Annotated in this window: 24 protein-coding genes; 9 read left to right on the top strand and 15 right to left on the bottom strand. The window is 70.5% G+C overall.

Features of this window, described 5'->3' with window-relative positions; translation table 11 throughout:
* Positions 1-7 precede the first annotated feature (7 nt).
* Positions 8-1,054, bottom strand: a complete 1,047-nt coding sequence (locus QWI33_RS09970; protein WP_289957098.1) for a LacI family DNA-binding transcriptional regulator — start codon at positions 1,052-1,054, stop codon at positions 8-10.
* A gap of 487 nt (positions 1,055-1,541) precedes the next feature.
* On the opposite strand from QWI33_RS09970, the gene QWI33_RS09965 reads away from it, so the two are divergent.
* From QWI33_RS09965 to QWI33_RS09950, 4 genes are all read left to right on the top strand, one after another.
* The gene (locus QWI33_RS09965) at positions 1,542-2,879 is read left to right on the top strand and encodes an ammonium transporter (protein WP_289957097.1); all 1,338 of its coding nucleotides are present in this window, start codon (positions 1,542-1,544) and stop codon (positions 2,877-2,879) included.
* 204 nt (positions 2,880-3,083) lie between these two features.
* Positions 3,084-4,628, top strand: coding sequence for a signal recognition particle protein (gene ffh, locus QWI33_RS09960; protein WP_289957096.1), 1,545 nt, complete (start codon positions 3,084-3,086; stop codon positions 4,626-4,628).
* A 261-nt stretch (positions 4,629-4,889) separates the two neighbouring features.
* A complete protein-coding gene (locus tag QWI33_RS09955) occupies positions 4,890-5,987 on the top strand; it encodes an amidohydrolase family protein (protein WP_289957095.1) in 1,098 nt (365 codons plus the stop codon).
* A 116-nt stretch (positions 5,988-6,103) separates the two neighbouring features.
* Positions 6,104-6,616 carry a DUF4190 domain-containing protein gene (locus QWI33_RS09950; protein ID WP_289957094.1) on the top strand — a complete coding sequence of 171 codons (513 nt, stop codon included), beginning with the start codon at positions 6,104-6,106 and terminating at the stop codon, positions 6,614-6,616.
* Between the two features lie 81 nt (positions 6,617-6,697).
* On the opposite strand, the gene QWI33_RS09945 is transcribed toward QWI33_RS09950, so the two are convergent.
* The 10 genes from QWI33_RS09945 to QWI33_RS09900 all read right to left on the bottom strand — a co-directional run bounded on the left by QWI33_RS09945 (position 6,698) and on the right by QWI33_RS09900 (position 16,651).
* A complete protein-coding gene (locus QWI33_RS09945; RefSeq protein ID WP_289957093.1) occupies positions 6,698-7,054 on the bottom strand; it encodes a VOC family protein in 357 nt (118 codons plus the stop codon).
* A gap of 188 nt (positions 7,055-7,242) precedes the next feature.
* Positions 7,243-7,725 (bottom strand): twin-arginine translocase TatA/TatE family subunit, encoded by a 483-nt coding sequence (locus QWI33_RS09940; RefSeq protein ID WP_289957092.1) that lies wholly within the window; start codon positions 7,723-7,725, stop codon positions 7,243-7,245.
* Positions 7,726-7,791: 66 nt separating this feature from the next.
* Positions 7,792-9,018, bottom strand: coding sequence for a S1C family serine protease (locus QWI33_RS09935; RefSeq protein ID WP_435367571.1), 1,227 nt, complete (start codon positions 9,016-9,018; stop codon positions 7,792-7,794).
* A gap of 547 nt (positions 9,019-9,565) precedes the next feature.
* Positions 9,566-9,733: a DUF3117 domain-containing protein gene (locus tag QWI33_RS09930; protein ID WP_091030400.1), complete on the bottom strand. Its 168-nt coding sequence runs from the start codon at positions 9,731-9,733 to the stop codon at positions 9,566-9,568.
* A gap of 184 nt (positions 9,734-9,917) precedes the next feature.
* Positions 9,918-10,436, bottom strand: a complete 519-nt coding sequence (locus tag QWI33_RS09925; protein WP_289957090.1) for a hypothetical protein — start codon at positions 10,434-10,436, stop codon at positions 9,918-9,920.
* Between the two features lie 12 nt (positions 10,437-10,448).
* Entirely contained in the window at positions 10,449-10,940 is a 492-nt protein-coding gene (locus QWI33_RS09920) for a DivIVA domain-containing protein (protein WP_289957089.1), read from the bottom strand.
* An 18-nt stretch (positions 10,941-10,958) separates the two neighbouring features.
* On the bottom strand, positions 10,959-11,624 hold the full coding sequence (locus tag QWI33_RS09915) for a hypothetical protein (protein WP_289957088.1): 666 nt from the start codon (positions 11,622-11,624) through the stop codon (positions 10,959-10,961).
* Positions 11,621-14,173 carry an FtsK/SpoIIIE domain-containing protein gene (locus QWI33_RS09910; RefSeq protein WP_289957087.1) on the bottom strand — a complete coding sequence of 851 codons (2,553 nt, stop codon included), beginning with the start codon at positions 14,171-14,173 and terminating at the stop codon, positions 11,621-11,623. The genes QWI33_RS09915 and QWI33_RS09910 overlap by 4 nt, the downstream gene beginning before the upstream one ends.
* Positions 14,174-14,719: 546 nt before the next feature.
* Positions 14,720-15,355 (bottom strand): FMN-dependent NADH-azoreductase, encoded by a 636-nt coding sequence (locus QWI33_RS09905; RefSeq protein ID WP_289957086.1) that lies wholly within the window; start codon positions 15,353-15,355, stop codon positions 14,720-14,722.
* Between the two features lie 9 nt (positions 15,356-15,364).
* The gene (locus tag QWI33_RS09900) at positions 15,365-16,651 is read right to left on the bottom strand and encodes a M18 family aminopeptidase (protein ID WP_289957085.1); all 1,287 of its coding nucleotides are present in this window, start codon (positions 16,649-16,651) and stop codon (positions 15,365-15,367) included.
* A 50-nt stretch (positions 16,652-16,701) separates the two neighbouring features.
* Between QWI33_RS09900 and folP the strand changes: the two genes are divergently transcribed.
* The gene (gene folP, locus QWI33_RS09895; protein WP_289957084.1) at positions 16,702-17,565 is read left to right on the top strand and encodes a dihydropteroate synthase; all 864 of its coding nucleotides are present in this window, start codon (positions 16,702-16,704) and stop codon (positions 17,563-17,565) included.
* A 204-nt stretch (positions 17,566-17,769) separates the two neighbouring features.
* Here the strand turns inward: folP and QWI33_RS09890 are convergent, their stop codons facing one another.
* Together QWI33_RS09890 and dapE are read right to left on the bottom strand one after the other, a co-directional pair.
* The gene (locus QWI33_RS09890; RefSeq protein WP_289957082.1) at positions 17,770-18,459 is read right to left on the bottom strand and encodes an LOG family protein; all 690 of its coding nucleotides are present in this window, start codon (positions 18,457-18,459) and stop codon (positions 17,770-17,772) included.
* Complete coding sequence (gene dapE, locus QWI33_RS09885) at positions 18,456-19,526, bottom strand: succinyl-diaminopimelate desuccinylase (RefSeq protein WP_289957081.1); 1,071 nt, start codon at positions 19,524-19,526, stop codon at positions 18,456-18,458. Before dapE ends, QWI33_RS09890 begins: the two co-directional genes overlap by 4 nt.
* Positions 19,527-19,565: 39 nt before the next feature.
* Between dapE and QWI33_RS09880 the strand changes: the two genes are divergently transcribed.
* Entirely contained in the window at positions 19,566-20,495 is a 930-nt protein-coding gene (locus tag QWI33_RS09880; RefSeq protein ID WP_289957080.1) for a DapH/DapD/GlmU-related protein, read from the top strand.
* Between the two features lie 372 nt (positions 20,496-20,867).
* Positions 20,868-21,236, top strand: a complete 369-nt coding sequence (locus QWI33_RS09875) for a YbjQ family protein (protein ID WP_289957079.1) — start codon at positions 20,868-20,870, stop codon at positions 21,234-21,236.
* Between the two features lie 66 nt (positions 21,237-21,302).
* Here QWI33_RS09875 and QWI33_RS09870 read toward each other — a convergent pair whose 3' ends face one another.
* Entirely contained in the window at positions 21,303-22,439 is a 1,137-nt protein-coding gene (locus tag QWI33_RS09870; protein WP_289957078.1) for an Mrp/NBP35 family ATP-binding protein, read from the bottom strand.
* A 100-nt stretch (positions 22,440-22,539) separates the two neighbouring features.
* Here QWI33_RS09870 and QWI33_RS09865 point away from each other — a divergent pair, with 100 nt between their 5' ends.
* The gene (locus tag QWI33_RS09865; protein ID WP_289957077.1) at positions 22,540-23,379 is read left to right on the top strand and encodes a PhzF family phenazine biosynthesis protein; all 840 of its coding nucleotides are present in this window, start codon (positions 22,540-22,542) and stop codon (positions 23,377-23,379) included.
* A gap of 4 nt (positions 23,380-23,383) precedes the next feature.
* Here QWI33_RS09865 and amrA read toward each other — a convergent pair whose 3' ends face one another.
* Positions 23,384-23,998 (bottom strand): AmmeMemoRadiSam system protein A, encoded by a 615-nt coding sequence (amrA, locus tag QWI33_RS09860; protein WP_289957076.1) that lies wholly within the window; start codon positions 23,996-23,998, stop codon positions 23,384-23,386.
* A 381-nt stretch (positions 23,999-24,379) separates the two neighbouring features.
* On the opposite strand from amrA, the gene QWI33_RS09855 reads away from it, so the two are divergent.
* Positions 24,380-25,279, top strand: coding sequence for an SDR family NAD(P)-dependent oxidoreductase (locus tag QWI33_RS09855; protein WP_289957075.1), 900 nt, complete (start codon positions 24,380-24,382; stop codon positions 25,277-25,279).
* The last annotated feature ends 35 nt before the right edge of the window (positions 25,280-25,314 follow it).

The raw sequence follows: 25,314 nt of genomic DNA, 5'->3' as shown, positions 1-25,314 counted from the left end.
TTTCGCGTCAGGATCGGGAGCGGGGCGGGCCCGAGGTCTCGCGGACGATGAGCTCGGGTTCGGGCCAGCTCGGCTTCGGCCGCGGGTTGGTGCCGTCCACGCGGTGGCGCAGCAGCTCGAAGGCCCCGCGGCCCACGCTCTCGAAGTCCTGGTTCACGGTGGTCAGCGCGGGGGTGGTGTACGCGGTGAACGGCGTGTTGTCGAAGCCGACGATGGAGAGGTCGCCGGGGACGGAGCGCCCGGCGAGGTGCGCGGCGCGCAGCGTCGCCAGGGCGAGGTGGTCGTTGCCGCAGAGGATCGCGGTCACCGAGGGGTCGTTGATGAGCGGCTGCACCGCCTTGAAGGCCTCGGCGAACGTCCATCCGGAGGGCACCGCGTCGGGCACCTCGCGTCCGGCCTCGCGCAGCACCCGCGACCAGCCTTCCGCGCGGTGGGCCTTGCCGCCGCCGAAGGTGCCCGTCGAGGTGGGGATCGCCAGGTGGTGCACGGTCTCGTGGCCCAGGTCGAGGAGGTACTTGGTGGCCTCGGCGGCGGCCTTGCCGTCGTCCATGCCCACCAGCCAGGGGGAGGCGGCGAGCTCTTCGGCGGTGTAGGGGCCGATCGCGACCATGGCCTGCGGCTGGGTGTCGAGCAGGACCTGCTTGGCGCGCATGCCCGGCTCGTCGTGGGCCATGATGATCGTCGGTTCGCCCGCGCGGGGGAGGCGCGCGACGATGTCGGCGTCCGAGTGCGTGTCGGCCGGGTCGAGCACGGAGACCTGGACGCTCCAGTCGAGCGACCGGGCGGCCTTCTCGATGCCGCGCAGGGCCGCTTCGGGCCCGTAGAGGGAGGTGTCGGCGGCGAGCACGGTGACGGACTCGACCGCGCCGCCCGCGAGGCTCCGGGCCAGCCGGTTGGGCCGGTAGCCCAGTTCGGCGATGGCCTCCAGGACCTTGTCCCGGGTGGCCGCGGCGACCCGCGGCGATCCGTTGACGACGCGGGAGACGGTCTGGTGTGAGACTCCGGCCAGTCTCGCCACATCCCAGATACTGGCTGCCTTCTTCGGTTGCGCCATCGCTATTGGTCTCTTTCTCAGTCGTCGCAGGCCGTCCCAGGGGACCGGGCCGTCCCGGTCCCAGTGTGGCCGCAGTCCCATACGACGATACGCCGAGTGATGTTAACGCTCACTTCGGTTATGCATCAAGAATAGTAGAGCACAGTTTCGTAACGGAGGGGTCATGCCGAGGTAACGGTTTCAAAGGGCTCCGCAAACACCCCAAACGGCACAACCGACGCTCCCGCTCCTCCGGTAGCGCTTGCAGAGGGGCTTGTGAGGCCGAGTTCACACATTGGAAATCTTTGGCGACAACTTCTTAACACGCAGGCCCGGGTCGCGTAACACGTCTTCGTGAAGCTGGCTTCACTCCGGTAGGTAGGAGCATCACGCGCCGGCCGTTCATTCGGTCGGCGCGTGACACCTATCCCGAGCACCGTCGCTCCCCTCACGCCGGAACAGCCTTAAAGCCCGCAGTAACTCACGTACCTCCTGAGAGGAGGCGGCCATGCCCGAGCTCGACACCGGCAGCAATGCCTGGATCTTGACCTCCGCCGCCCTTGTTCTGCTCATGACCCCCGGTCTGGCCCTGTTCTACGGCGGTCTCACCCGGGCCTCGAGCGTCCTCAACATGATGATGAAGTGCCTGGTCGCGATCGGCGTCGTGTCCATCGCCTGGGTCCTCGTCGGCGAGTCGATCGCGATCGGCAGCACCGACCCCGAGAACCTGAGCGCCGACAAGAACGCGTTCTTCGGCGACCTGAGCAGCTCGTTCGGCCTGGACTACGTCAAGGACCTCGCCGGTGTCACCGGCGGCGTCTCCAACGGCGCCCTGTCGGCCTTCGGCATGATGTTCGCCATCATCACCGTGGCCCTGATCGCCGGCGCCGTCGCCGACCGCATGAAGTTCTTCTCCTGGGTCATCTTCGCGACCGTCTGGGTCGTCGTGGTCTACGCCCCCGTGGCCTTCTGGGTCTGGGGCGGCGGCTGGATCGAGGACTGGGGCGTGCTCGACTTCGCCGGCGGTTCCGCGGTCCACGCCAACGCCGGTGCCGCGGGCCTCGCCCTGGCCCTGGTCGTCGGCCGCCGCATCGGCTGGAAGGACGGCAACTTCGCGCCGCACAACCTGCCGCTCGTCGTCATCGGCACCGGCCTCCTGTGGTTCGGCTGGTTCGGCTTCAACGCCGGCTCCGCCTTCGCCTCCAACGGCACCGCGGGCCTCGCCCTGCTGAACACGCAGGTCGCCACCGCCGCCGCCATCCTCGCCTGGCTCATCGTCGACCGCATCCGCGGCATCAAGCCCTCCGTGCTCGGCGCCTGCTCCGGCGTCATCGCCGGCCTGGTCGCCATCACCCCGGCCGCCGGCTACGTCGCCCCGATCGGCGCGATCTTCATCGGCCTCATCGCCGGCGTCATCTGCCCCTTCGCCATCGGCCTCAAGCACAAGCTCGGCTACGACGACGCGCTCGACGTGGTCGGCCTGCACATGGTCGCCGGCATCTGGGGCTCGATCTCCGTGGGCCTCTTCGCGATCTCCGAGGTCACCGTGATCGCCGGGGTCTACGACGAAGGCGTCGACGGCCTCTTCTACGGCGGCGACATCGGCTTCCTCGGCAAGCAGGCCGCCGCGGTCCTCTCCGTGGTCGCCTTCTCCTTCGTCGCCTCCCTCATCATCGCCCTCATCCTGAAGTACACCGTCGGGGTGCGGATCAGCGAGGAAGAGGAGCTGGCGGGCATCGACGCCGGCCAGCACGGCGAGGCCGGCTACGACCTCCCCGTCAACGGCAACACCGGCACGGGCCTGCCCGAGACCAACGCCGACACCGCCGAGAAGGTCAACGCGTAGCACCGACTTCACGTCACCGCTGAAATACGGAACGGCCGCCCTCCCCCGGGGCGGCCGTTCCGCTTTCCCCGGGCAAGGTCACGCCCGGGCGGGCATCACCGGGCGGCGGCCGCGCCGCCAGCCCCGTTAAGCTCGTAAGGGTCCCGCGCGCCGGCAGGCGCCCGCCCGCAGGCCATCCGCACCGCACCACCGAGAGGTTCGCCCGTGTTCGACGCTCTGTCAGATCGACTGTCCGGGATCTTCGAGTCGATCCGCGGCAAAGGCCGCCTGACCGATGCCGACATCGACGCCACCGCCCGCGAGATCCGCCTCGCCCTGCTCGAAGCCGACGTCGCCCTCCCGGTGGTGAAGACCTTCATCCACCAGATCAAGGAGCGGTGCAAGGGCGCCGAGGTCTCCAAGGCCCTCAACCCCGCCCAGCAGATCATCAAGGTCGTCAACGAGGAGCTCATCGCGATCCTCGGCGGCGAGACGCGGCGCCTCAACTACGCCAAGCAGGCCCCCACCGTCATCATGCTCGCGGGCCTCCAGGGCGCGGGCAAGACCACGCTCGCCGGGAAGCTCGCCAAGTGGCTCAAGAGCGACGAGCACTCCCCGCTCCTGGTCGCCGCCGACCTCCAGCGCCCCAACGCGGTCGGGCAGCTCCAGGTGCTCGCCGAACGCGCCGGTGTGGCCGTCTACGCCCCCGAGCCCGGTTCCGGCGTCGGCGACCCCGTCAAGGTCGCCACGGACTCGATCGAAGAGGCCCGCCGCAAGGGCCACGACGTGGTCATCGTCGACACCGCCGGCCGCCTCGGCATCGACGAGGAGATGATGCAGCAGGCCCGCGAGATCCGGGCCGCCGTCAACCCCGACGAGGTCCTCTTCGTCATCGACGCCATGATCGGCCAGGACGCGGTCAACACGGCCGAGGCGTTCCGCGACGGCGTGGGCATCACCGGCGTCGTCCTCTCCAAGCTCGACGGCGACGCACGCGGCGGCGCCGCGCTCTCCGTGCGGCACGTGACCGGCCAGCCGATCATGTTCGCCTCCACCGGCGAGAAGCTCGAGGACTTCGACGTCTTCCACCCCGACCGGATGGCCTCGCGCATCCTCGGCATGGGCGACATGCTGACCCTCATCGAGCAGGCCGAGGCCGTGTTCGAGGAGGACCAGAAAGAGGAGATGACCCAGAAGCTCCTCAAGGGCGAGGACTTCACGCTCGAGGACTTCCTCGAGCAGATGCAGGCCATCCGCAAGATGGGCCCGATCGGCAACGTGCTCAAGATGATGCCGGGCATGGGCCAGATGCGCCAGCAGATCGACGCCATCGACGACAAGCAGATCGACCGCACCTCCGCGATCATCCGCTCCATGACCCCGGCCGAGCGCCGCGACTCCGCGCTCATCAACGGCTCGCGCCGCCTGCGCATCGCCAACGGCTCCGGCGTCACGGTCTCCGAGGTCAACCAGCTCCTGTCGCGGTTCAAGGACGCGCAGAAGATGATGCGCGGCATGACCGGCGCGATGGGCCTGGGCGGCGGCACGAAGGCCACCAAGTCGCCCTACAACAAGCGCAAGGGCAAGAAGACCAAGAAGAAGCCCGTGGTCCGCCGCGGCGGCCAGGCCGCCCAGAACGCGGCCCCGCAGCTCCCCGCCGGGATGCAGCTGCCCCCGGGCATGCCGGACCTCTCGCAGCTCAACGCCGGCGACCTGCCCGACATCGACTTCGAGCAGTTCCTCAAGGACCAGAACAAGAAGAACCAGTAGGCACCGCTCCCGGTCGGCGACCGGGAACCGCAGGCCGGACCGCGCTGTGCACGGTCCGGCCTGCGCGTGTTCTGCACCACAGGCATTGGCGTGCAAGCGCGATCTTGTCGGACCCGGCGCGGAACGTGGCGGAAGGACTTACCCACCCTGGGTGGGAGCACACCGCCCCGGCCCGCCCGCACCGCACACCCGAGGCCGCGTCGCGGCGCTTAGCGCGCCCCCGTTGCGGCTCCGCTGCCGCGCGGGCGATACTGCGAGGCGATGAACGCACTCGCACCGCTTGAGCCGCTCCACCTCCGGGTCGTCTGGCTGCCGGACGACACCGTCCGCGACGTGTACGTGGACGGCGACCGGACCACCTTCGAGCCCGTGCCCGGCGCGCGCACCGTCACCACCGCCGGATTCGCCCTCCCCGGACTCGTGGACGCCCACTGCCACATCGGCATCCGCCGCGGCCCCAAGGCGATCGAGAGCGTCGACGAGGCCCGCGCGCTCGCCCGCACCGACCGCGACGCCGGCGTCCTCGCCATCCGCGACGCCGGATCGCCCTACCCCTACCCGGAACTCGTGGGGGAGGACGGCATGCCGCGCCTCATCCGCGCCGGGCACCACATCGCGGCCTCCCGCCGCTACCTGCGCGGCATCGGCCTCGAATGCGAGCCCCATGAGGCCGTCGCGGCTCTCGCCCGCCAGGCGGCGCTCGGGGACGGCTGGGTCAAGCTCGTCGGCGACTGGATCGACCGCGACAAGGGCGACCTCGCGCCGTCCTTCGAACCGGAGATCCTCACCGCCGCGATCCACGCCGCGCAGGCCGAAGGCGCGAAGGTCGCCGTGCACACCTTCTCCGAGGAGGCCGTCGCCTGCGTCGTCGAAGCGGGCGCCGACTCCATCGAGCACGGCACCGGCCTCGCCCCCGACCTCCTCGACCGGATGGCCGCGCGCGGCATCGCCCTGGTGCCCACCATGATCAACATCGAGACGTTCGACGACATCGCCGCCGGGGCCGACGCCAAGTTCCCCCGCTACGCCGACCACATGCGACGCCTCAAGCAGGGCTTCCCCGGTGTCGTGCGCGCCGCTTGGGAAGCGGGCGTGCCCGTCTACCTCGGCACCGACGCGGGCGGCGGCATCGACCACGGCCTCGCCGCCGAGGAGATGCACCTGCTCCACGAGCGGGCGGGCATCCCGGCCGCCGACGTCGTCGCCGCCGCGTCGTGGCGCGCCCGCGAATGGCTCGGCATCCCCGCCGACCTAGGCGACCTCGTCGTCTACGAGGACGACCCGCGCGCCGATCTCGCGGCCGTCCGGGAGCCCGCGGTCATCGTCCTGCGCGGCCGAATCTTGAAGGCCCCCAAGTAGAACGCGGTGAGCTGCGCATTATGCGGCTTTCCTGAACGGCCTCGTTTCCGCCGGTGGCGGCGGTCGGCTATCGTGAACGTCCTTGTGCCGTTCCGCCCGAGCAGAGAGTTTTAGCGATGACGTATCCTCCGCCGCCTCCTCCGGACCAGTCCGGCCAGGGCGGGTTCCAGTACGACCCGTACAACAGCCAGCCGGGTTCTCAGCCCCAGAACCCGTCGCAGCCGCAGCAGCCCGGCTACAGCCAGCCCTCGCAGCCGCAGCAGCCGGGTTACGGCCCCGCGCCGCAGCTCCCGCCGCAGGCGCCCGGCTACCCGCCGGCGTACGGCGCGCCCGGGTACGGCCCGCAGCTGCCCAAGGGCCAGGCCATCGCGTCCATGGTCACGGGCATCATCAGCGTTGCGGGCCTGTGCATCCCGTACATCAACTTCGCCAGCCTGGTCCTCGGCATCATCGCCGCGGTCCTCGGCGGCGTCGCCCTGAAGAAGATCAACGCGGGTCAGGCCGCGGGCAAGGGCCAGGCGATCACCGGGCTCGTGCTCGGCATCATCGTCTGCGCGCTCGCCGTCATCGGCATCATCATGTTCGCGAGCGGCATGGCCATGCTGGGCGGCTCGGCCAGCATGATGTAAGACCGCGACAACGGCATCGTGAAGCGGCGCGGGCTCCGGCCCGCGCCGCTTTCGCGCGTCCGGAGCCGCCTCCCGTCCGGGCTACATCGTGACGAGGCAGAACGGGTGCCCGGCGGGGTCGGCGTAGACCCGGAAGGTCTCGCCGCCGCCTTCGAGCCGCCGCGCGCCCAGCTTCAGTACCGCGGCCTCGGCGGTGTCGAAGTCGTCGACCCTGATATCGAGGTGCATCTGCTGCGGGATCGCCGGGTCGGGCCAGGTCGAGGGCGTGTACACCTCGGCCTGCTGGAACGCGATCCCCGGGCGGTCGGGGGCGTCGCCGATGACGACCCAGTCGCCGTCGTCCTGTACTTCGATCATGCCGAGGATCTCGCGGTAGAACGCCGAGAGCGCCTGCGGGTCCGGGCAGTCGATGATGAGTCCGTGCCAAGTGCCGATCATCGACCCAGGGTCGCAGACGGGACCGACAGTTTCCAGCGCGTCAGACGACTGCGCCGCTCAAAACCAATGCTGTTCAAACCATTGCTGCCGAAAGCTGGCGCGGTTGAGAATCCGGTGCTGTTCAGACCGGGTGCGATCAGGCAGGACTCGGGCCCCGGCGCCGTTCGGGCTTCGCCGTTCCGGCGGTCTCAGGTCACGTCGTCGAAGGTGGCGGCGCGGTCGCGCGTGCCTGCGGCCGGTTCGACCGCGGCGGCGTCGCCGGAGCCGTTGGCACCGTTGGTGCCGTTCGCCTTCCGGGTCAGGCTGCCGCGGTTGACGCTGCGGCGGGTGCTCTCGATGTCCCTCGTGGTGTCCGTCAGGCCCTCCTTGAGCGGCTTGGTGCCGTCCTGGAGGTCGCGCATCGTGGACTTGAGGGGGCTCGTCAGCATCTCCTGGTCCTCTTCGGTCAGGATGTGCTTGCGGACGAAGGTCTTGGGGTTGAGGTCTTCGGGCCGGATGTCGGTGCCGATCTCCCGGCTGAGGTCCGCGGCGGCGTTCGACGCCATGTTGCGGGCCTTCGAGATGAACCGCCGCAGGTTGGCGAGCGCCTTGGGCAGCTTGTCCGGACCCCACAAGAAGATGGCGATGAGGATGATGACCAGGAACTCGGTTCCGCCAAAGCCTCCGAACACGCTGATCTCCTCATGACTGCCTGTGCCTGCTGATACCTGAAAAACCTCCGCCTAGCGTACTCCCACTCAGTCGCTGGCCGCCTCCAGCGTGACCTGGGCACTGTGTTCCTCGCCATCGCGTTCGTAGACGACGGTCACGACGGTTCCCGGCGCGAGCTTGCGGATGAGCGCGATCAGCTCGGTGTTCTCGGCGACCATGTTGCCGTTGAAGCTGGTCAGGACGTCGCCGTCCTGGAGTCCGGCGTCGTCGGCGGGGGAGCCGGCCACGACCTTGCTGAGGGTCACGCCGACCCCCAATTCGGATTCTCCGAGCTCGGCGCCGAGCACGGTGTGGCTGGCCGAGCCGGTCGCGATGATCTCGTCGGCGATGCGCTTGGCCTGGTTGATCGGGATGGCGAAGCCGATGCCGATGTTCCCCGCCTCGCCCTCGGCGGCGGTGGAGGCGATGGCGGTGTTGATGCCGATGACCTGCCCGGCGATGTCGGTGAGCGGCCCGCCGGAGTTGCCGGGGTTGATGGCCGCGTCGGTCTGGATCGCGGCCATCACCGATTCGACCTCGCCGTTGTTGTTCTGGGTGAGCACGGGCCGGTCGATGGCCGAGACGATGCCCTCGGTGACGGTGGAGGAGAGGCCGAGAGGCGCGCCGACGGCGAGCACGGGGTCGCCGACGGCGACCTGGTCCGAGTCCGCGAGGACCATCGCGGGGTGCTCGTCGCCTTCGATGCGCAGCACGGCGACGTCGGAGTCGGGGTCGGAGCCGATGACCTCGGCGGTGGTCACGTTGCCGTCGCTGAAGAGCACTTGGAGGCTCTCTGCGGGCTCGGTGCCGCCGCCGACGACCACGTGGTGGTTGGTCATGACGTAGCCGTCGTCGGAGACGATGAAGCCCGAGCCGTTGCCGCCGTCGGCGGTGAGGACGGTGACCACGGACGGCATGATCTGCTCGACGACGCCGGCCACGGAGGTGACGTCGCGTTCGGTCTGCGGTTCGGCGCCGAGGAGGCTGCCGGCGTCCGTGCCCGAGCGGGTGGCCCAGATCCCGATGGCCGCGCCGAGGGTCCCGGCGACGAGCGCGGTGACGGCGGAGACGGCGATGACGACGCCGAGCGCGGGCTTCGCGCGCGGCGCGGGGGCCGGCAGCGGTTCGGGTGCGGGCGCGTGGGGCGCCGGCCGGGTCTCGATGACTGCCCGGCTCGCGGGGTCGCGCCACGGGTCGGAGGCGGCGGCGGGGTGCCACCAGGCCGACTGGCCCGCTTGCGGAGCGGTGTGGTGGTACGGGGCCGGGGCGGCCATGGCGGGCGCGCCGGGAGGCGCCGCCGGGTTCTGAGGGGGCTCGTAGCCGCCCTGGGCGGCGGGTTGACGTCCCGCTTGCGGAGCGGCCGGCTCGTACGGCTGCGGCCCGGGGGTGCCGGGCTGGTACCCGGCTTGCGGGGCGGCCGGCTGGTGCGTGGGAGCGGCGGCCGGCGCGTAAATCGCGGGCGGGTGCGTACCGGGGGCCGGCTGCTCGTACGGCGCGGGCGACTGCATCTCGGGCCGCTGCGACGCGGCCTCGTACGGTCCGTTCACCTGCGGGCCCTGAGGGGCCGTTTCAGGGTCTTGCGGATTGCCCGGATCTGCCTGGGGCGGCTGGGTGCCGGAAGTCATGACAGAAAGTCTATGCCGGAATTGCCGCTCGTTCATCGGCCCCGCGATTCCGCCCTGTGTCGGACGGTCCGCTCAGCCGGTGCGCGGCGGCACGGGCGCAGCAGAGGGTGAAGGACCCGCTCCGCACAGGGAGCGGGCCCTCAGGTCCGTTCGGCAGCGGGGTGACCGCCGTGGTGGGGGCGTTGTGGAGAAGGGACTACTCCAGGGCGCCCTGGAGCTCCTTGTTCAAGGTCGCAGCCTCTTCCGGGGTCATCTCCACGACCAGCCGCCCACCGCCTTCGAGCGGAACCCGCATGATGATGCCGCGGCCCTCCTGAGTAACTTCCAGTGGGCCGTCGCCAGTCCGCGGTTTCATGGCCGCCATTTTGGTCTCCCCTCGATCCAATGCCGCAGGTTGCGACTCGACGTTGCTAGATCAAGTTTCCCTGATGAAGGGCGCAGGGGCCAACTCGCCCCTCCGGGTTTGTGACAAGGTTGCGTAGAAATCTACCGAAAAGTGGCTTTTGAGACTTGCGTGATTTTTCTTAACGGGGCATGACCCGCGTCACTCACTCTTCCGGATCCTGCTCGTGCTCGACGCCCAAAAGGAACGAAGTGCCCTCAAGTTCCCTTCCGTACGGCGCGACGAACGTGGGCAGTTCCTTCGGTCCGAGCGAGCGGATGTACGACCAGAACTGGCGCACGGCCTCGGCCTTGTCGACCGCCTCGATGGGCATCGAGAGCGTCACGAGCCAGTCGCTGCGGCGCTCCGGGGTCGGCAGGGTCCGGACCAGGTCCTCCCACGCGTCCGGGTTGAGCTCGTTCCAGCCCTCCGTGGACCCGTCCTCGGCGGAACCGTAGATCTCCACGGTCTCGGCGGTCTTGGCGGGCTCCTGGAGGCGGCGCCGGTACGCGACGGCCGGGCCGACGACCTCGCCGAGCGCGAAGACGCCCTCCGGGCCGGCCAGGGCCACCTCGTCGCCGTCCGAGACGCGCTCGGGGCGCGACGCGGGCTCGACGTCTTCGACCTCGTAGGCCTGTTGCTCGGTGTACTCGTCTTCGTTCAACGCCAGCAGCCAATAACGCATGGGCCTATCCCATCACGCCTCGCCGCGCGGCGCCGTCTCACCGGGTTCCTCGCGCCCTGCCTCACTCCCGGGGGCGTCCAGGTCCCTGTCGGCATCGGTCGCGGGGTCCAGCGGAGCGGCGGCCGCGCCCTCGTTGGCGAGGTCGAGCGCGGTGTCCTCATCGGACTCGGGGACGGCGAGCTCCGCGGTGTCGGCGGTGCCGTCGAGCTGCGACTGCATCTCGGCGAGCATCTCGTCGCGGCGGCCGATCTCCCACGCGAGCCGGTTCAGCGCCGCGTCGACCTGGTCGGTGCGGTAGCCGCGCAGACCGGTGTCGAACCTGACGGAGGCGACGGCGGCCTCGTCGACCGCCTCGCCCTCGCCCAGACCGAGGGGCGCGCCCGCGCCGGCGGTGTCCAGGAGCGTGTCGCGGCCGGTGGCCCACACGACGATCGAGAAGGCGATCCACACGCCGATGACCGCGATGGTCACCGGCAGTGCGAATTCGAGGACGAGCTTCAGCACCGGTTCCTCCAGGGAGTTCTAAGCGAAGAACGCGAAATAGGCGAACAGCGCCATTGTGCAGACTGCGAGCGTCACTCCCAGACGCGGGTTGTGGGGGACGACCGCCTTGATGGGCTTCCCGCTGCGGTCCAGCAGCGGCAGCCTCGGCCGGTTGGCCATCCCCACCAGCACATACCCGACGATCGTGGCCATCACCGGGAGCAGGAACGCGACCCAGAACGTGGACTCGCCCTTCCCGCCCGTGGCCGCGAAGTAGCCGAACTGGACGGCGAGGCACGCGATCATGCACGAGCCGTAGACCAGGAGCTCGCGCAGCACATGGTGCGCCTTCGGCAGCAGCGTCGGCCGCTGCGCGGCCCGCACGGTCGCGGTCCGGGCCAGCTCGGCCTCCCGCAGGGCCGTCTTCGCGCGTTCCAGGACCCTGTCGGGATTGTCCTCGGCCTCGCCCGGCACGCCGTCCGCGCTCTCGGCGGTCAGCGCGGGCGTCAGGTCGGGCGCGGTGTGCCGCAGGCGCGCGCACAGCTCCGCCAGCCCCATCATCTGGTCGTCCAGTTCGGACCGGACCTCGCGCAGCGATTCGCGGCGGCGCTCGAGCTGCCGGGTGGCCTGGGCGGTGCTGGCGTTCGTGTCCGCGTCCAGGCGCGTCAACTCGTGCACCAGGTCCTCGTATGCGCTGAGGCTCATCGCGACTCCACCTTTCCGGGGGTGTCCTGGACGGGCAGGCCGTCGAGGCGGCCGGGCCGCACGTACGGCACGGCGAGGGTCTCGGTGCCCGCGTGCCGGTCGATGACCAGGCACCGGTTCGTGCGGGCCTCCCAGGTGCGCTCGAAGCCGCCGGTGATGGCGGCGAGGTCGTTCCCGGCGATGTTGAGCGCCACGACCCCGGCGCAGTGCTCGCGCCCCGAGGAGCCGCCGATGTCGTCGAGGAACCGGCGCGCGCCCCGCCACCAGCCGAGCAGGTGCACGCCGGCGGCCGGGCCGTGGAGCAGCAGATCGCGCAGTGCGGCGCCCTGTCCGTCGGCGCCGTCCGCGCCGAACCAGATCAGGTACGTCGGCTTGTCGCGTTTCGCGCTGAGGATCGAGCCGGGCGCGAGCTGCCGGCATTCGTGCCCGCCCGCTTCGAGCTCGCCCACCACCTGCCGGGCGGTGTCCTCGACGCCCACGGCGGTCGCCGCGACCTCGAACGCGACGCTGCCCGGCTCGTGCTGGCGCCCAAGGGAGACGGCGGCGGCGGCGAGCACGTCCGCCGCGACCGCCGAGGTGCCGAGCACGGCCAGGTGCCGGCCGGGGCTGCGGTCGAACTGGTAGCCCACCGAGGACATGTGCACGTCGACGGCCCGGCCCAGCAGCGCGACGGGCGCGTGGGTCGGCGCGAGGTCGGCGAACCGGGGGTCGTCTTCGAGATGCTGCTCGTCGAAGCCGCGGAAGACGATCGGCTCCACGTCCGATTCCCGCCGCTCCCACAGCTGGCGCCGCAGGCCGGTCAGGAGGTCCTCGGCGCTGGACGCGTCCGGGAAGCGGCAGGTCCGGTTGCGGCCCTTGATGCCCCCGGCGTCGTTGATGACGGCCTGGCCGACGCTGATGCCGTCCGCCGCGTCATTGCCCTCGTCCAGGAGGTGCTTCGCACCCGGCAGGGCCACACGCAGCGGGAACTGGCCGAAGATCGAGTCCTTCTTGGAGTACAGGGCCTCGATGCCGGAGATCGTCTGGCTCGCGAGCACCAGGTGCACGCCGTAGGAGCGGCCCTTGCGCGCCAACTCCTCCAGGTGCGCCACCGCTTCACCCGCAAGGCGGTCGTTCCCGGCGAACAGCACATGGAACTCGTCCACCACGGCCACGATCCGCGGCAGCGCCATCTCGGGCCGCAGTTCGCGCAGACGCGCGAGCCTGGTCGCGCCCGCCCGCTTCATGAGCCCGGCGCGCCTGGAGAGTTCGGCGCGCAATGCGCCGAGCACGGCCACGCCGTACTCGCGGTCGGACTCGACGCCGACGGCCCGCACATGCGGAATCCACGACGGGTCCAAATGCGAGGGCGTGAACTCGGTGAACGAGACGCCCTCTTTGAAGTCGAGCAGGTACAGCTCGAGTTCGGCGGGGGAGTAGCGGGTCGCGAGCCCGTACAGGACGTCGAGGAGGAACACGGTCTTGCCGCCGCCGGTGCGCCCGCCGATGAGCCAGTGCGGCGTCGCGTCGTCGAACGCGACCTCCACATCGCCGCCTTGGGAGCTGCCGGCCTGGTCGCGGCCGATCACCGTCGAGAGCCCGTCCCGGCTCGAAGCCGACCACAGCACCTCCGGCACGAGATCGGCGACGCTCAGCTCGCCGGCCTCCTTGCGCTGCTGCGCCCGCGACCCGTAGACGGCGCGGGCGAGGCTCGGCGGCGGCGCGGCGTCGAGCCGCACCGGCAGCGGCAGGCTCCCGAGCCGCACGTCCTTCTCGTTGCAGTACAGGTAGGTCGCATGCTCGATCGCCGGCAGCGACTCCCGGTGCGGGAGCTGCCGCCACCCGCACACCACGAGGTGGCAGCGGGCGGACGGCCCGGCGTGCGCCAGCGCGGCCAGCCGCTCGCGCATGGACTTGCCGACTTCCGGTGGGAGCCCGGCGATCACGATTAGGTGGTAGGGCCGGTCGGCGATCGACTGGCCTCTCGCAGCGATGTCGCGCAGCTCCGTGAGCCGCTTCTCCGCGGCTGTGAGGACCCGCCCGAGCGCGAGGTGGTCCGTGGCCACGGGACCGGCGATGCCGGCGTCTACGAGGGCTGTGGCGGGCGCGAAGACCTGTCCGAGGGTCACGCCGTCGACCAGGCTCAGTTCGAGGTTCGGGTGGGCCGCGCAGATCCGCAGCAGCAGGGATTGGAGCATCCCGGCGACGCGCGGGTCGGCCGCGTCGCCGTCGCATACCAGGTGGCCCTTGCCGAGCAGTCCGACGAGCGCGGGGAACGCGGGGGCGTCGTCGATCTCGGCGGTGCCGATCCTGACCGCCTCAGTGGACGGCGCTTCGGTCCACACCGGCGTGTTGGGGACGACCGCGGCCAGGTCCTCGCCCAGCCAGCCGGTCGCGGTCTGCGACGCCACTGCGCGCAGGCGCTCGGCGAGGTCACTGCGCCGCTGCTCGATTCCCGTTGCGGCCAAACGCGAAGCATCGCCCCGCAGCAGCTCCTCGGCTTCGTCGGCGGCACCTGCGGCCTCGCGCACGCGCGCGGCCGCCCGCTCCAATTCGGTCCGCCAGGTCAAAGCCGCCTCCTTGCTCAATTACGGCTCGCAAGCTTCGCCGAGGGTGCTCATTTACGGCTCGCAAGCTTCGCCGAGGGTGCTCATTCACGGCTCGCAGGCTTCGCCGAGGGTGCTCAACCAAGGCTCGCAGGCGTCGCCGAAGGTGCTCGTGCAACGGCTCGAGGCCGGGTATGTCGACGAGACCACCATACCGGGACGGGGCCCCGGCGCACGACGCGAAAGCCCTGCACCCCAACGTGCAATAACCCCACGAAACCCTCCCGGCCCGCAAGCGTCGACCCGGGTACGACCTGAGCTCGCGCACCGCGTCGAGAGCGGCAGCCCGTTCGCGTTCATCCAATGAAGCCCACCGGGCCAGTACGTCTCAGCCCCAGACGCGACCCGATCGCCCGCACCGCGTAGAGAGCGGCAGCCCGCTCGCGCTCGCCCCGAAACCCTCCGGGGGTCCGAACGCGTCAGCCCAGGCACGACCCGAGCACCTGCACCGCGTAGAGAGCGGCAGCCCCGCTCGCGCTCGCCCCGAAACCCTCCGGGGGCCCGAACGCGTCAGTTCAGACGCGACCCGAGCACCCGCACCGCCTCAAGAGCAGCAGCCCGCTCTCGCTCGCCCCGGCGGAGCCGCGCCTCGCGGTCCGAACCGTTCCCGGCGAGCGTCCACTGGCAGGCCACGACCGACACGTCCATGCCCATCTCCTCACCCAAGACCAGCTCGAGCACCGGCGTCGCCAGGTCGCGGCCCTCGTTCAGCGCCCCCGGCCCGTAGTCGCCGCCCCGCGTCACCACCAGCACCGCAGGCCGTCCCGCGAGCGGCGAACCGGACCCCGCCGCCGCCGCGGTCCGCCCCGGCACATGCACGTGATCAATCCAGGCCTTGAGGCTCGACGGCAGCGAATAGTTGTACAGCGGATACCCGATCACCAGCACGTCCGCAGCCAGAAGCTCCACGATGAGCGCCTCCTGCCGCGCCTCGTTGGCCGGATCAGGCGCGCTCCCGTTGCGCAGCGGCGCGGCCCAGTGCAACTGCGGATGGGGCAGGTGCGGCACCGGATCGGCGTGCAGATCCCGGTTCACGACCGCGTTGCCCGGCGAGGCCGCGAACGCGGCGGCGAACGCCGCCGTCAGCGACCGCGACGTCGAATCCGCCGCGGCCGCCGAGGCATCGAGCCGCAACAGCGTCGGCATCTGCGCCCCTTAGTGAGTGAACAGGCCGAGCGCCAGGTCCGCGAGCAGACCCGGGTCCTCGGCGCCGCACAGTTCGCGCGCGGAATGCATCGAGAGGATCGGCAGGCCGACGTCCACAGTGAGCATTCCCAGCTGCGTGCCCGAGATCGGGCCGATCGTCGTCCCGCCCGGGATGTCGTTGCGGTTCACATAGGTCTGCCACGGGATGCCCGCGGCCTCGGCCGAGCGCCGGAACAGCGCCTGCTCCTCCGCGCCGCTCGCATAGCGCTGGTTCGCGCTCACCTTGATCATCGGGCCCTTGCCGGGGATCGGGCGGTGGCCCGGCTCGTGCTTCTCGGGGTAGTTCGGGTGGATCGCGTTGCCGGTGTCGGAGGACATCATGGCGCTGGCGGCGATCACCTGCGCGTACCGCTCGTAGCGGTCGTCGACGCCGCCGATGATGCGTCGCAGCACCGACTCCAGGAACGGGCTCTGCGCGCCGGAGTAAGTCATCGAGCCGACCTCCTCGTAGTTGAACGAGGCGAGCACGGGGACGTCGTCGGTCTCATCTGCAGCGATGATCGCGGCGATGCCGGCGTGGGTGCTGGTGAGGTTGTCGAGTCGCCAGGCCGCGAACAGCTCCTCGTCCTTGCCGAGGTAGGCGGGTTCGTCGAGGGCGACGGCGAACAGGTCGTGGCCGAACACGTCGGCGGCGTCGACTCCGGCTTCCGCCGCGATGAACTCCAGGAACTCCCCGTCGCGCGGCTCGCCGAGCCCCCAGATCGGGGTGAGCTGCGATTGGGCGTTGAGCTTCTGGCCCTCGTTCGCGCCGCGGTCGAGGTGGATCGCCAGGCGGGGGATGCGCAGGAGCGGCCGGTCGACGTGCACGAGCACCTCGGAGCCGTCGCGCATGACGAGCCGCCCGGCGACGGAGAGGTCCCGGTCGAGCCAGGTCTGGTGCGGCACGCCGCCGTAGACCTCGACGGCGATCTGCTTCCAGCCCGCGGCGCCGGTGTCGGGCCGGGGCTTGACCTTGAACGTGGGGGTGTCGGTGTGCGCACCGAAGATGCGGAACCCGTCGAAGTCCCTGCCGTCGACCCGCCAGGCGATGATCGAGCCGTCCCGGACCGTGTAGTAGCCGCTGCTCTTCGTCTCGGTCAGCGGCCATTCCTCCGGCCAGGCCGCGGCCTCGTCGAGCCGCTGGAACCCGGCGGCTTCGAGCCGGCGGCCGGCCTCGGCGCACGCGTGGTGAGGGGTCGGGCTGGCTTTGATGAACGCGGCGAGGTCGTCGGTGTGCGACCGGTCGAAGCGAGGCATCGGTGCTCCTTCTAGTGGCGGGTGGCCGTGGCGGCTGTCAGCATAGACGGATGCGAGCGTTGAAACTGGGCCGACGGGTGTTCGATGAGGGCGACTACGCGGTGATGGCGATCGTCAACCGCACGCCCGACTCCTTCTACGACTCGGGGGCGACTTTCGCATTCGAGGCGGCCGTGGCCGCGGTCGACAACGCGGTGGCGCACGGCGCGGACATCGTCGACATCGGCGGGGTGAAGGCCGGCGACGGCCCGGAAGTCTCCGTCGCGGAAGAGATCGACCGCGTGGTGCCGTTCATCGCCGCAGTGCACGACAAGCACCCTGACCTGGTGATCTCGGTGGACACGTGGCGCGGCGAAGTGGCGCGTGAGGCGGTGGCGGCCGGGGCCGAGCTGATCAACGACACGTGGGCGGGCTGGGACCCGACGGTGATCGAGGTCGCCGCGGACACCGGCGCGGGGTTCGTCGTCTCCCACACCGGGGGCCTGGAGCCGCGCACTGTGGCGGCGAAGGCGGTCTACGAGGACGTCGTGGCGGAGGTCCGCACCGAACTCGTGGAGCGCGCTGAGGCGGCGGTCGCGGCAGGCGTGCGCGCCGACGGCATCCTCATCGACCCGACGCACGACTTCGGCAAGACCACGTACCACTCACTCGACCTCACCCGCCGCCTCGACGAGCTCGCCGGGACCGGCTGGCCGGTGCTGGTCGCCTTGTCCCGCAAGGACTTCGTGGGCGAGACGCTCGACCTGCCGGTCGACCGCCGCCTCAACGGCACACTCGCCGCGACCGCGATCTCGGCGTGGAACGGCGCGCGCGTCTTCCGCGCCCACGATGTCGCCGCGACCCGCGAGGTGCTCGACATGATCGCCGCGATCAAGGGCGACAAGCCCCCGAAGGCGCCGCACCGCAGCCTCTGAGCACGAAACGGCCGCCGTACAGCGTACGGCGGCCTTATTTCGTACATTGTATGACTATGTCTCGTACGTCGTATGCCGTACGTAATACCTTGTACGTCGTACTTGGTACAAAGTGCGCCATACGGCGGTTGCATCTCGTGCGCTGTACGGTTATTCGCCGTACGCCGTACGCCGTACGCCGTACGCCGTCTAAGCTCTCGCGTTTTATTTGCGGCCGCTCTTCATGTGTTCCACGGCCTCGTCGAGATCGTCGGTGACGAGCAGCAGGTTCACGTCGTCAGGGCCGATCTTGCCCTCGCGGACCATCACGTCGCGCAGCCAGTCGACCAGGCCGCCCCAGAAGTCGGTGCCGATGAGCGCGATCGGGAACTTGCCGACCTTCTCGGTCTGCACGAGGGTCAGGGACTCGAAGAGCTCGTCCATGGTCCCGTAGCCGCCGGGGAGGGCGCAGAACCCGCACGAGTACTTGAGGAACATGACCTTGCGGACGAAGAAGTAGTGGAAGTCCAGCTGGATGTCCACGTACGGGTTGATGCCCTGCTCGAACGGGAGCTCGATGCCCAGGCCCACGGACTTGACACCGGCGTCGGCCGCGCCCCGGTTGGCGGCCTCCATGGCGCCGGGGCCGCCGCCGGTGATGACCGAGAACCCGGCCTCGCCGAGCTTGCGGCCGAGCTCGATGCCGAGCTTGTACTCGTCGCCGTCGACGTTGGTGCGCGCCGAGCCGTAGACGCCGATGGCGTCGCCGAGCTCGGCGGCTTCGAGCGTGTCGAAGCCCTCCACGAACTCGGCCTGGATCTTCATGACCCGCCACGCGGCCTTCTGCTTCCACTCCTCGCTGTGCGCGGTGTCGAGCAGGTGCTCGTCCGCGGTGACGCGGCGCTTCAGGCTCATTGTTCCTCCACATAGGCTCGCAGTGCGTCCGCGCAGGCGCGGATGCGCGGGATCTCGACGCGTTCGTCCTGCTTGTGGGCGAGGTTCGGGTCGCCCGGTCCGAAGTTCACTGCCGGGATACCCAGAGTCGCGAAGCGCGCCACATCGGTCCAGCCGAGTTTCGCACGGAACTCGCCTCCGGCTGCGGCGACGAACTCGGCCGCTTCGGGCCGATCCAGTCCGGGGCGGCAGGACGGGGCGGTGTCGGAGACGTGGACGTCGAAGCCGGCGAAGACCTCGCGCACATGGGCTTCGGCGGCGGCCTCGTCGCGGTCGGGCGCGAAGCGGAAGTTCACGTCGACCCAGGCCTCGTCGGGGATGACGTTCCCTGCCACGCCGCCGCCGATGAAGACCGCGTTCAGGCCCTCCCGGTACGTGCAGCCGTCGACCTCGACCTCGCGCGCCTCGTAGGCGTTGAGCCGTTCGAGGACGGGGGCGATCTTGTGGATCGCGTTCTCGCCCTTCCAGGACCGCGCCGAGTGCGCCCGCTTCCCGCTGGTGGTCACGCGGACCCGCATGGTGCCCTGGCAGCCGGCCTCGACGAGCCCGTAGGTCGGTTCGAGGAGGATCGCGAAGTCGGCGGCGAGGAGTTCGGGGCGGGTCTTGGAGAGCTTGTTGAGCCCGTTGTGCTCGGCCTCGATCTCCTCGCAGTCGTAGAACGCGAAGCTCAGGTCGAACTTCGGCTCGGGGACGGTGGCGGCGATCCAGAGCGCGAGCGCGGTGCCGGACTTCATGTCGGAGGTGCCGAGGCCCCACAGCACGTCGCCGTCGAGGCGGGTGGGGAAGTTGTCGTTCACCGGCACCGTGTCGAGGTGCCCGGCGAGCATGACGCGCCTGCCCCGGCCCAGGTCGGTGCGGGCGATGAGCGTGTTGCCGACCCGCTCGGTCGTCAAGTGCCCCAGGCGCTTGAGGGCCGCCTCGACCTCGTCGCAGATCTCGGCCTCGTTCCAGGACACGGACGGGATGTCGCACAGGGCCCTGGTCAGCGCGACCGGGTCGGCGAGGACTGCCTCACTCAAAACTGTCACATCCGCAGACGATACTCGCCGCGTGGATAGGCTTTTCGCATGAGTGATTTCCTGACTGACGGAGCATGGGGTGTCGGCGTGGCCACGGTCGACGCCGACGGCACGGTCCTCGACGTGTGGTTCACCCGCCTCGGACTGGGCGAGGCGCCCACGGGTGTGGCCGCGCCGGAGCTCGACCGGGTGAACCCGACGGGCACGACTTCGAAGGGCGTGTCGGTCATCGTCAAGTCCCTCGCGGAGGAGCCCCTGGACACTGCGGACGTGTACCTGCGGCTGCACCTGCTCTCGCACCGGCTCGTCATCCCGCACTCCATCAACCTCTCCGGCATCTTCGGCCTGCTGCCGAACAACGCCTGGACCAACCACGGCCCGGTCCCTGCCGACGCGGTGAACGCGGCCCGCCTCAAGCTCCGCGGCGAGGGGCAGACGCTCGAGGTGAAGTCCCTCGACAAGTTCCCCCCGATGGCCGACTACGTGACCCCCACGGGCGTGCGCATCGCGGACGCGTCGCGGGTGCGCCTGGGCGCTCACCTGGCCGAGGGCACGACGGTCATGCACGAGGGCTTCGTGAACTTCAACGCCGGGACGCTCGGGAACTCGATGGTCGAGGGCCGCATCTCCGCGGGCGTGCTTGTGGGCGACGGCTCGGACATCGGCGGCGGCTCCTCGATCATGGGGACGCTCTCGGGCGGCGGCAAGGAAGTCATCTCGATCGGCGAGCGGTGCCTCCTCGGCGCGAACGCCGGCATCGGGATCTCCTTGGGCGACAACTGCGTCGTGGCCGCCGGCTGCTACGTGACCGCCGGTTCCAAGGTCACCACCCCGGACGGCACGGTCGTCAAGGCCGCGACCCTCTCGGGCAAGGACAACCTGCAGTTCTGGACGAACACGCAGACCGGCGTCCTCGAAGTGCGCCCCCGCACGGGCACCTGGGGCGAGCTGAACGCGGCGCTGCACAGCGCCCAGTAGGCGGACCCATTCTGCGCGGACCGGGAACCGGGCACGATCCGCGACGCAGTGAACGAGTGCGGCCCGCTGACCGGGCACGGTTCGCGGCCAGGCGGCCTAACGCGGCGCGCACTCGATAATCGAACAAAGCTCGCGTCAAGGCCTCGGCGAATGCCGGGGCCTTCGGCGTCCCCGAAGCCGGTGTCGGACCCGCAGGGCATCCTTGACTCGGGGGCGGCTTCCGGTGCCCGATTTGTGCCGGACGCGCCGAGGCGATCCCGATTCCCGCTTCTCCCCACTCCGTTCGTAGTAGTACCCGGGTGCTACCCGCGTTCGGGCAGTTCATCCCGGAGATCGAGGTGCGGGCCCCGAATTTTCCATAACCTGGTCCACATGGACAGAGTCGGAGAGTTCGGCGGGGCCAATCCCACCAGTTCGGGTTTCGTGGTCGTCACGACCGAGAGCGTGCCGGGCTACGAGGTCCTCGACACGCACGGCGAGGTCTTCGGCCTCACAGTGCGGTCCCGGAACTTCTTCTCCGATGTCGGCTCGGGCTTCAAGTCCCTGCTCGGCGGCGAGCTCAAGGGCCTCACCAAAGCCCTCGCGACCTCCCGCGAGGAGGCGCTCACCCGCATGGTCGACCAGGCGAAGTCCTTGGGCGCCAACGGGGTCGTGATGATGCGCTTCGACGTCTCCGACGCCCGCGACATGGGCACCGAGGTGTGCGCCTACGGCACCGCCGTCACCGTCCGCAAGCTTTAATCAGGAAACTGGGGAAAAGGAGCGGCGGCCCTCAAGGGCACAAGAGGGCCGCCGCTCAAAAGACCTCTAGACCGGGGTCAGGCCCAGCTGCTTGCCCGCCAGCGACACCTTCCGCACCGCCAGCTGGTCCGCGATCGCGCGGATCGCCCGCGACGCCTCGCAGTCGGGGTCCGAGAGCACCAGCGGCACCCCGGCGTCGCCGCCTTCGCGCAGCTTCGGGTCGAGCGGGATCTGGCCGAGCAGCGGCACGTCGGAACCGATGTCCCGCGTCAGCGCCTCCGCGACCTTCTTGCCGCCGCCGGAGCCGAACGGCTCGATGTGCGACCCGTCGGGCAGCGCCATCCACGACATGTTCTCGACCACGCCGGCGAGCTTCTGGTGCGTCTGCGTGACGATCGCGCCGGCCCGCTCGGCCACCTCGGCCGCCGCCTGCTGCGGCGTCGTGACGACCACGAGCTCCGCGGTCGGCAGCAGCTGCGCCACCGAGATCGCGATGTCGCCGGTCCCGGGCGGCAGGTCGAGCAGGAGCACGTCCAGCTCACCCCAGTAGACGTCGGCGAGGAACTGCTGGAGCGCGCGGTGCAGCATCGGCCCGCGCCACACCACGGCCGTGTTCCCCGGCGTGAACATCCCGATCGAGATGACCTTCATCCCATGCGCCTGCGGCGGCATGATCATGTCCTCGACCTGCGTCGGGGCGCCTTCGACGCCGAGCATGCGCGGGATCGAGTGCCCGTAGATGTCGGCGTCCGCGACGCCGACCGACAGGCCCTTCTGCGCCATGGCCGCGGCCAGGTTCACCGTCATCGACGACTTGCCGACGCCGCCCTTGCCGGACGCGATCGCGAACACGCGGGTGCGCGACTCGGGCAGGTTGAACGGGATCACCGGTTCGGCGCCCGGACGGCCGCCGCGCAGCTTCGTCTGCAGGTCGGCGCGCTGCTGCTCGCTCATGACGCCGAACTCGAGCGCGAGTTCGCGGACGCCTTCGACGCCGTCCACGGCGCCGGCGATGTCGCGTTGCAGCGTGTCGCGCATCGGGCAGCCCGCGACGGTGAGGAGGATCTTCAGAGACAGGCGACCGCCGTCGACCTCGACGGTGTCGACCATGCCGAGTTCGGTGATCGGGCGGCGGATCTCGGGGTCGTTGACGTGCGAGAGCGCTTCGTGCACGGCCTCGACGACGGCAGCGTTGTCAGACATGACCCAATCGTAACCACGCATTTCGGTTCGGCAATGTGAGCGTAGCCTTACCGCTGCCGAGGCCACTGCCCGCGCGCGCCGGCCGCGCTATAACTGGCCCATGCTTCCCTTTGCGATCTACGACGTGTTCTCCGCACGAGCCTATGCGGGCAACCAGCTCGCCGTCGTCTTCGACGGCCAGGAACTCACCACCGCGCAGATGCAGGCGATCGCCCTCGAGTTCAACTACTCCGAGACCGTGTTCGTGCTCCCGGCGGCCGCGCCGGGCGCCGACTACCTCGCGCGGATCTTCACCCCTGCGGAGGAACTGCCCTTCGCCGGGCACCCCACGATCGGCGCGGCGATCGCCGCCGTCGCGTCCGGCCGGGTCGAGCCGAACGACGGCACGGTCGTCCAGGAATGCGGTGCCGGCCTCATGACCGTGGCCGTCGACGGCGGCACCGCGAAACTCACCTCCACGGCGATCAGCGTCGGCCCCGAACTCGACACGGCCACGGCCGCGGCCGCGATCGGCCTCGACCCCGCCAAGATCATCGGCACCCCGAAGAACGCCAGCGCCGGCCTCGACCACAACTTCGTGCGCCTCGCCGACGCGGACGTGCCCGCCGCGGTCGACGTGCCGGGCCACCTGGAGAAGGTCTACCTGTTCAGCTTTGACGAGGAGTCGCACGCGGTCCACGCCCGCCTGTTCCACCGCGGCGTCGGCGAGGACCCGGCGACCGGTTCGGCGGCGGTCGCGCTCGGCGTGCACCTGGTCGACCAGGGGCTCATCAGCGGTGACGGCGTGCACTCGTACGAGATCGCGCAGGGCGCCGAGATCGACCGGCCTTCGGCGCTGCACGGCGAGGTCGTGGTCGAGCACGGTGCGGCCGTGTCGGTCTCGGTCTCGGGTGCGGCGGTCAAGGTCGCCGAGGGCACGCTGGTGACGCTCCCGGAGTAGGGGTTCAGCCGGCGAATTCGCGGGCGCCGTAGCGTTCGGCCGCAAGGCCTTCGGGCCAGGCGGCCGAGCGCAGTTCGGCGGTCCAGAGGCGGCGCGGCCAGCGGCCTTTGCGCAGCAGGGCGGCGACGAACCGTTCGGGTTCGGGCAGGCTCGCCCAGACCGACGGCAGGAAGGTCGCGCGGCGTCCGCCCTGGTCCTTGAGGGTGAGGCCGTCTTCGCCGGGGCGCAGGTGGTCGAGCAGCGACGTGAAGGCCCGCGCCGCGAGCGGCTCGGGCGGGGTGAGGACCGTGACGGTGACCTGGAGCGCGTCGGTCTCGGTCGCTTCGACGGGCGGCAGGCGCGGGTCGCGGGCGGCCAGGCGTGCGTTGCGGACGACGTCGACTCCCAAGGGCCGCAAGGCGGTGAGGGTGCCGATGCAGCCGCGGAGGCGGCCGTCCCGTTGGAGGGTCACGAAGGTGGCCTCGCGCTTGGCGAGGTCGGCGGCGTGTGCGGCGGCTTCAGGTGCGGCGCCGATGAGGGAGGCGGCGCCGGGCGGGCGGGGCGCGAAGGAGGTCGCGACGGCGCTGCGCGCCAGCGCGGTCAGCACCGGGCCGAGGCCGGACTCGGGGTGCGGGTCCATGCTCCGATGGTGTCACGTGTCAGGGCGCGAGGGCGGGTGGAGTGCGAGATCGGCTCGCGCTCGTTCCCGATTTCGGGTGACACTGGCGCCGCGGGGCCCGGTTTTTGTCGGTCCTGGGCGGGATATTTGCGGCGGACCCTTCTTTCCCCTCTAGTGGTGGGTGGGGGTTTGTGGACGGGGTTTCGGCGAAGCCGCCGGCCGCCGGCACTCCGGTTCGGCGAGGCCCTGACCGCCTGCGCCGCCGTCCCGTGGACTCGCCGATCGCCTGCGCTGCTTCGGCTTCGCCGGTCCTTGCGCCTCGGGTGACCTGATGGTGGCGGTTTGGCGCAGTTCGGCCTGCCGGTGATCTGTTTGGTAACGGTGCCGTGAGAGACTGCGGGGATGAGTGAACCGCGCACGAGCGCCGACGCATTCGACTCGTCCTACGAAGCCGACGACTACGCCACCGTCGACCAGGGCCTCGCCGAGGTGATCGACCTCCCGTCGAACGGCGGGACGCAGGGCACCCAGTCCTCCCGCGGGCGGTTGCAGGAACTCGACTCGCTCGCCGGGAAGATCGCGCTGGTCACCGGTGCGGGTGCGCCCGACGGGATCGGGTTCGCCATCGCGACCCGGCTGCGCCTCGCGGGCGCGGCGGTCGCGATCGTCTCGACCACCAAGCGGATTCACGAGCGCGCCGAAGAGATCGGTGCGATCGGGTTCGTCGCCGACCTCGCCGACGAGGCGGAAGTCGGCGGCCTCGCCGATGCCGTCGCGGAAGCGCTCGGTGAGGTCGACATCCTCATCAACAACGCCGGTCTCACTTCCAAGTCCGATCCGGCCGTGGTGAAACCGGTCGCGCAGCTGTCCTATGCGGACTGGCAGACCGAGATCACCCGCAACCTCGACACCGCGTTCCTGGTCTCGCGCGCGTTCGTGCAGTCGATGGCCGAGCGCGGCTGGGGCCGCATCGTGAACGTCGCGGCCACCACCGGTGTCGTCACCGCCGTCCCCGCCGAGGCCGCCTACGCCGCAGCGAAAGCCGGCGTCACCGGCCTCACCAAGGCCCTGGCGACCGAGGTCGTCGCCGACGGCGTCACGGTGAACGCGATCGCGCCGGGCCTCATCCGCACCGGCTCCTCCACCGTCCCCGAGCTGCAGAAGGGCCTCGACGGCCCGATGGGCCGCCCCGGCAGCCCCGAAGAGGTCGCGGCCGCCGCCGTGTTCTTCTGCGCCCCTTCGGCCTCCTACATCACCGGGCAGACCCTCGTGGTCGACGGCGGCAAGTCCCTGCGGGCCTAACCGTCACATAACGACCAGTCGTCCGCAACTTCGCA

This window comes from Glycomyces tritici (genome assembly GCF_030403505.1).
Note: the sequence above shows the minus strand (reverse complement) of the source record. Positions and strands in the feature narration are given on the sequence as shown.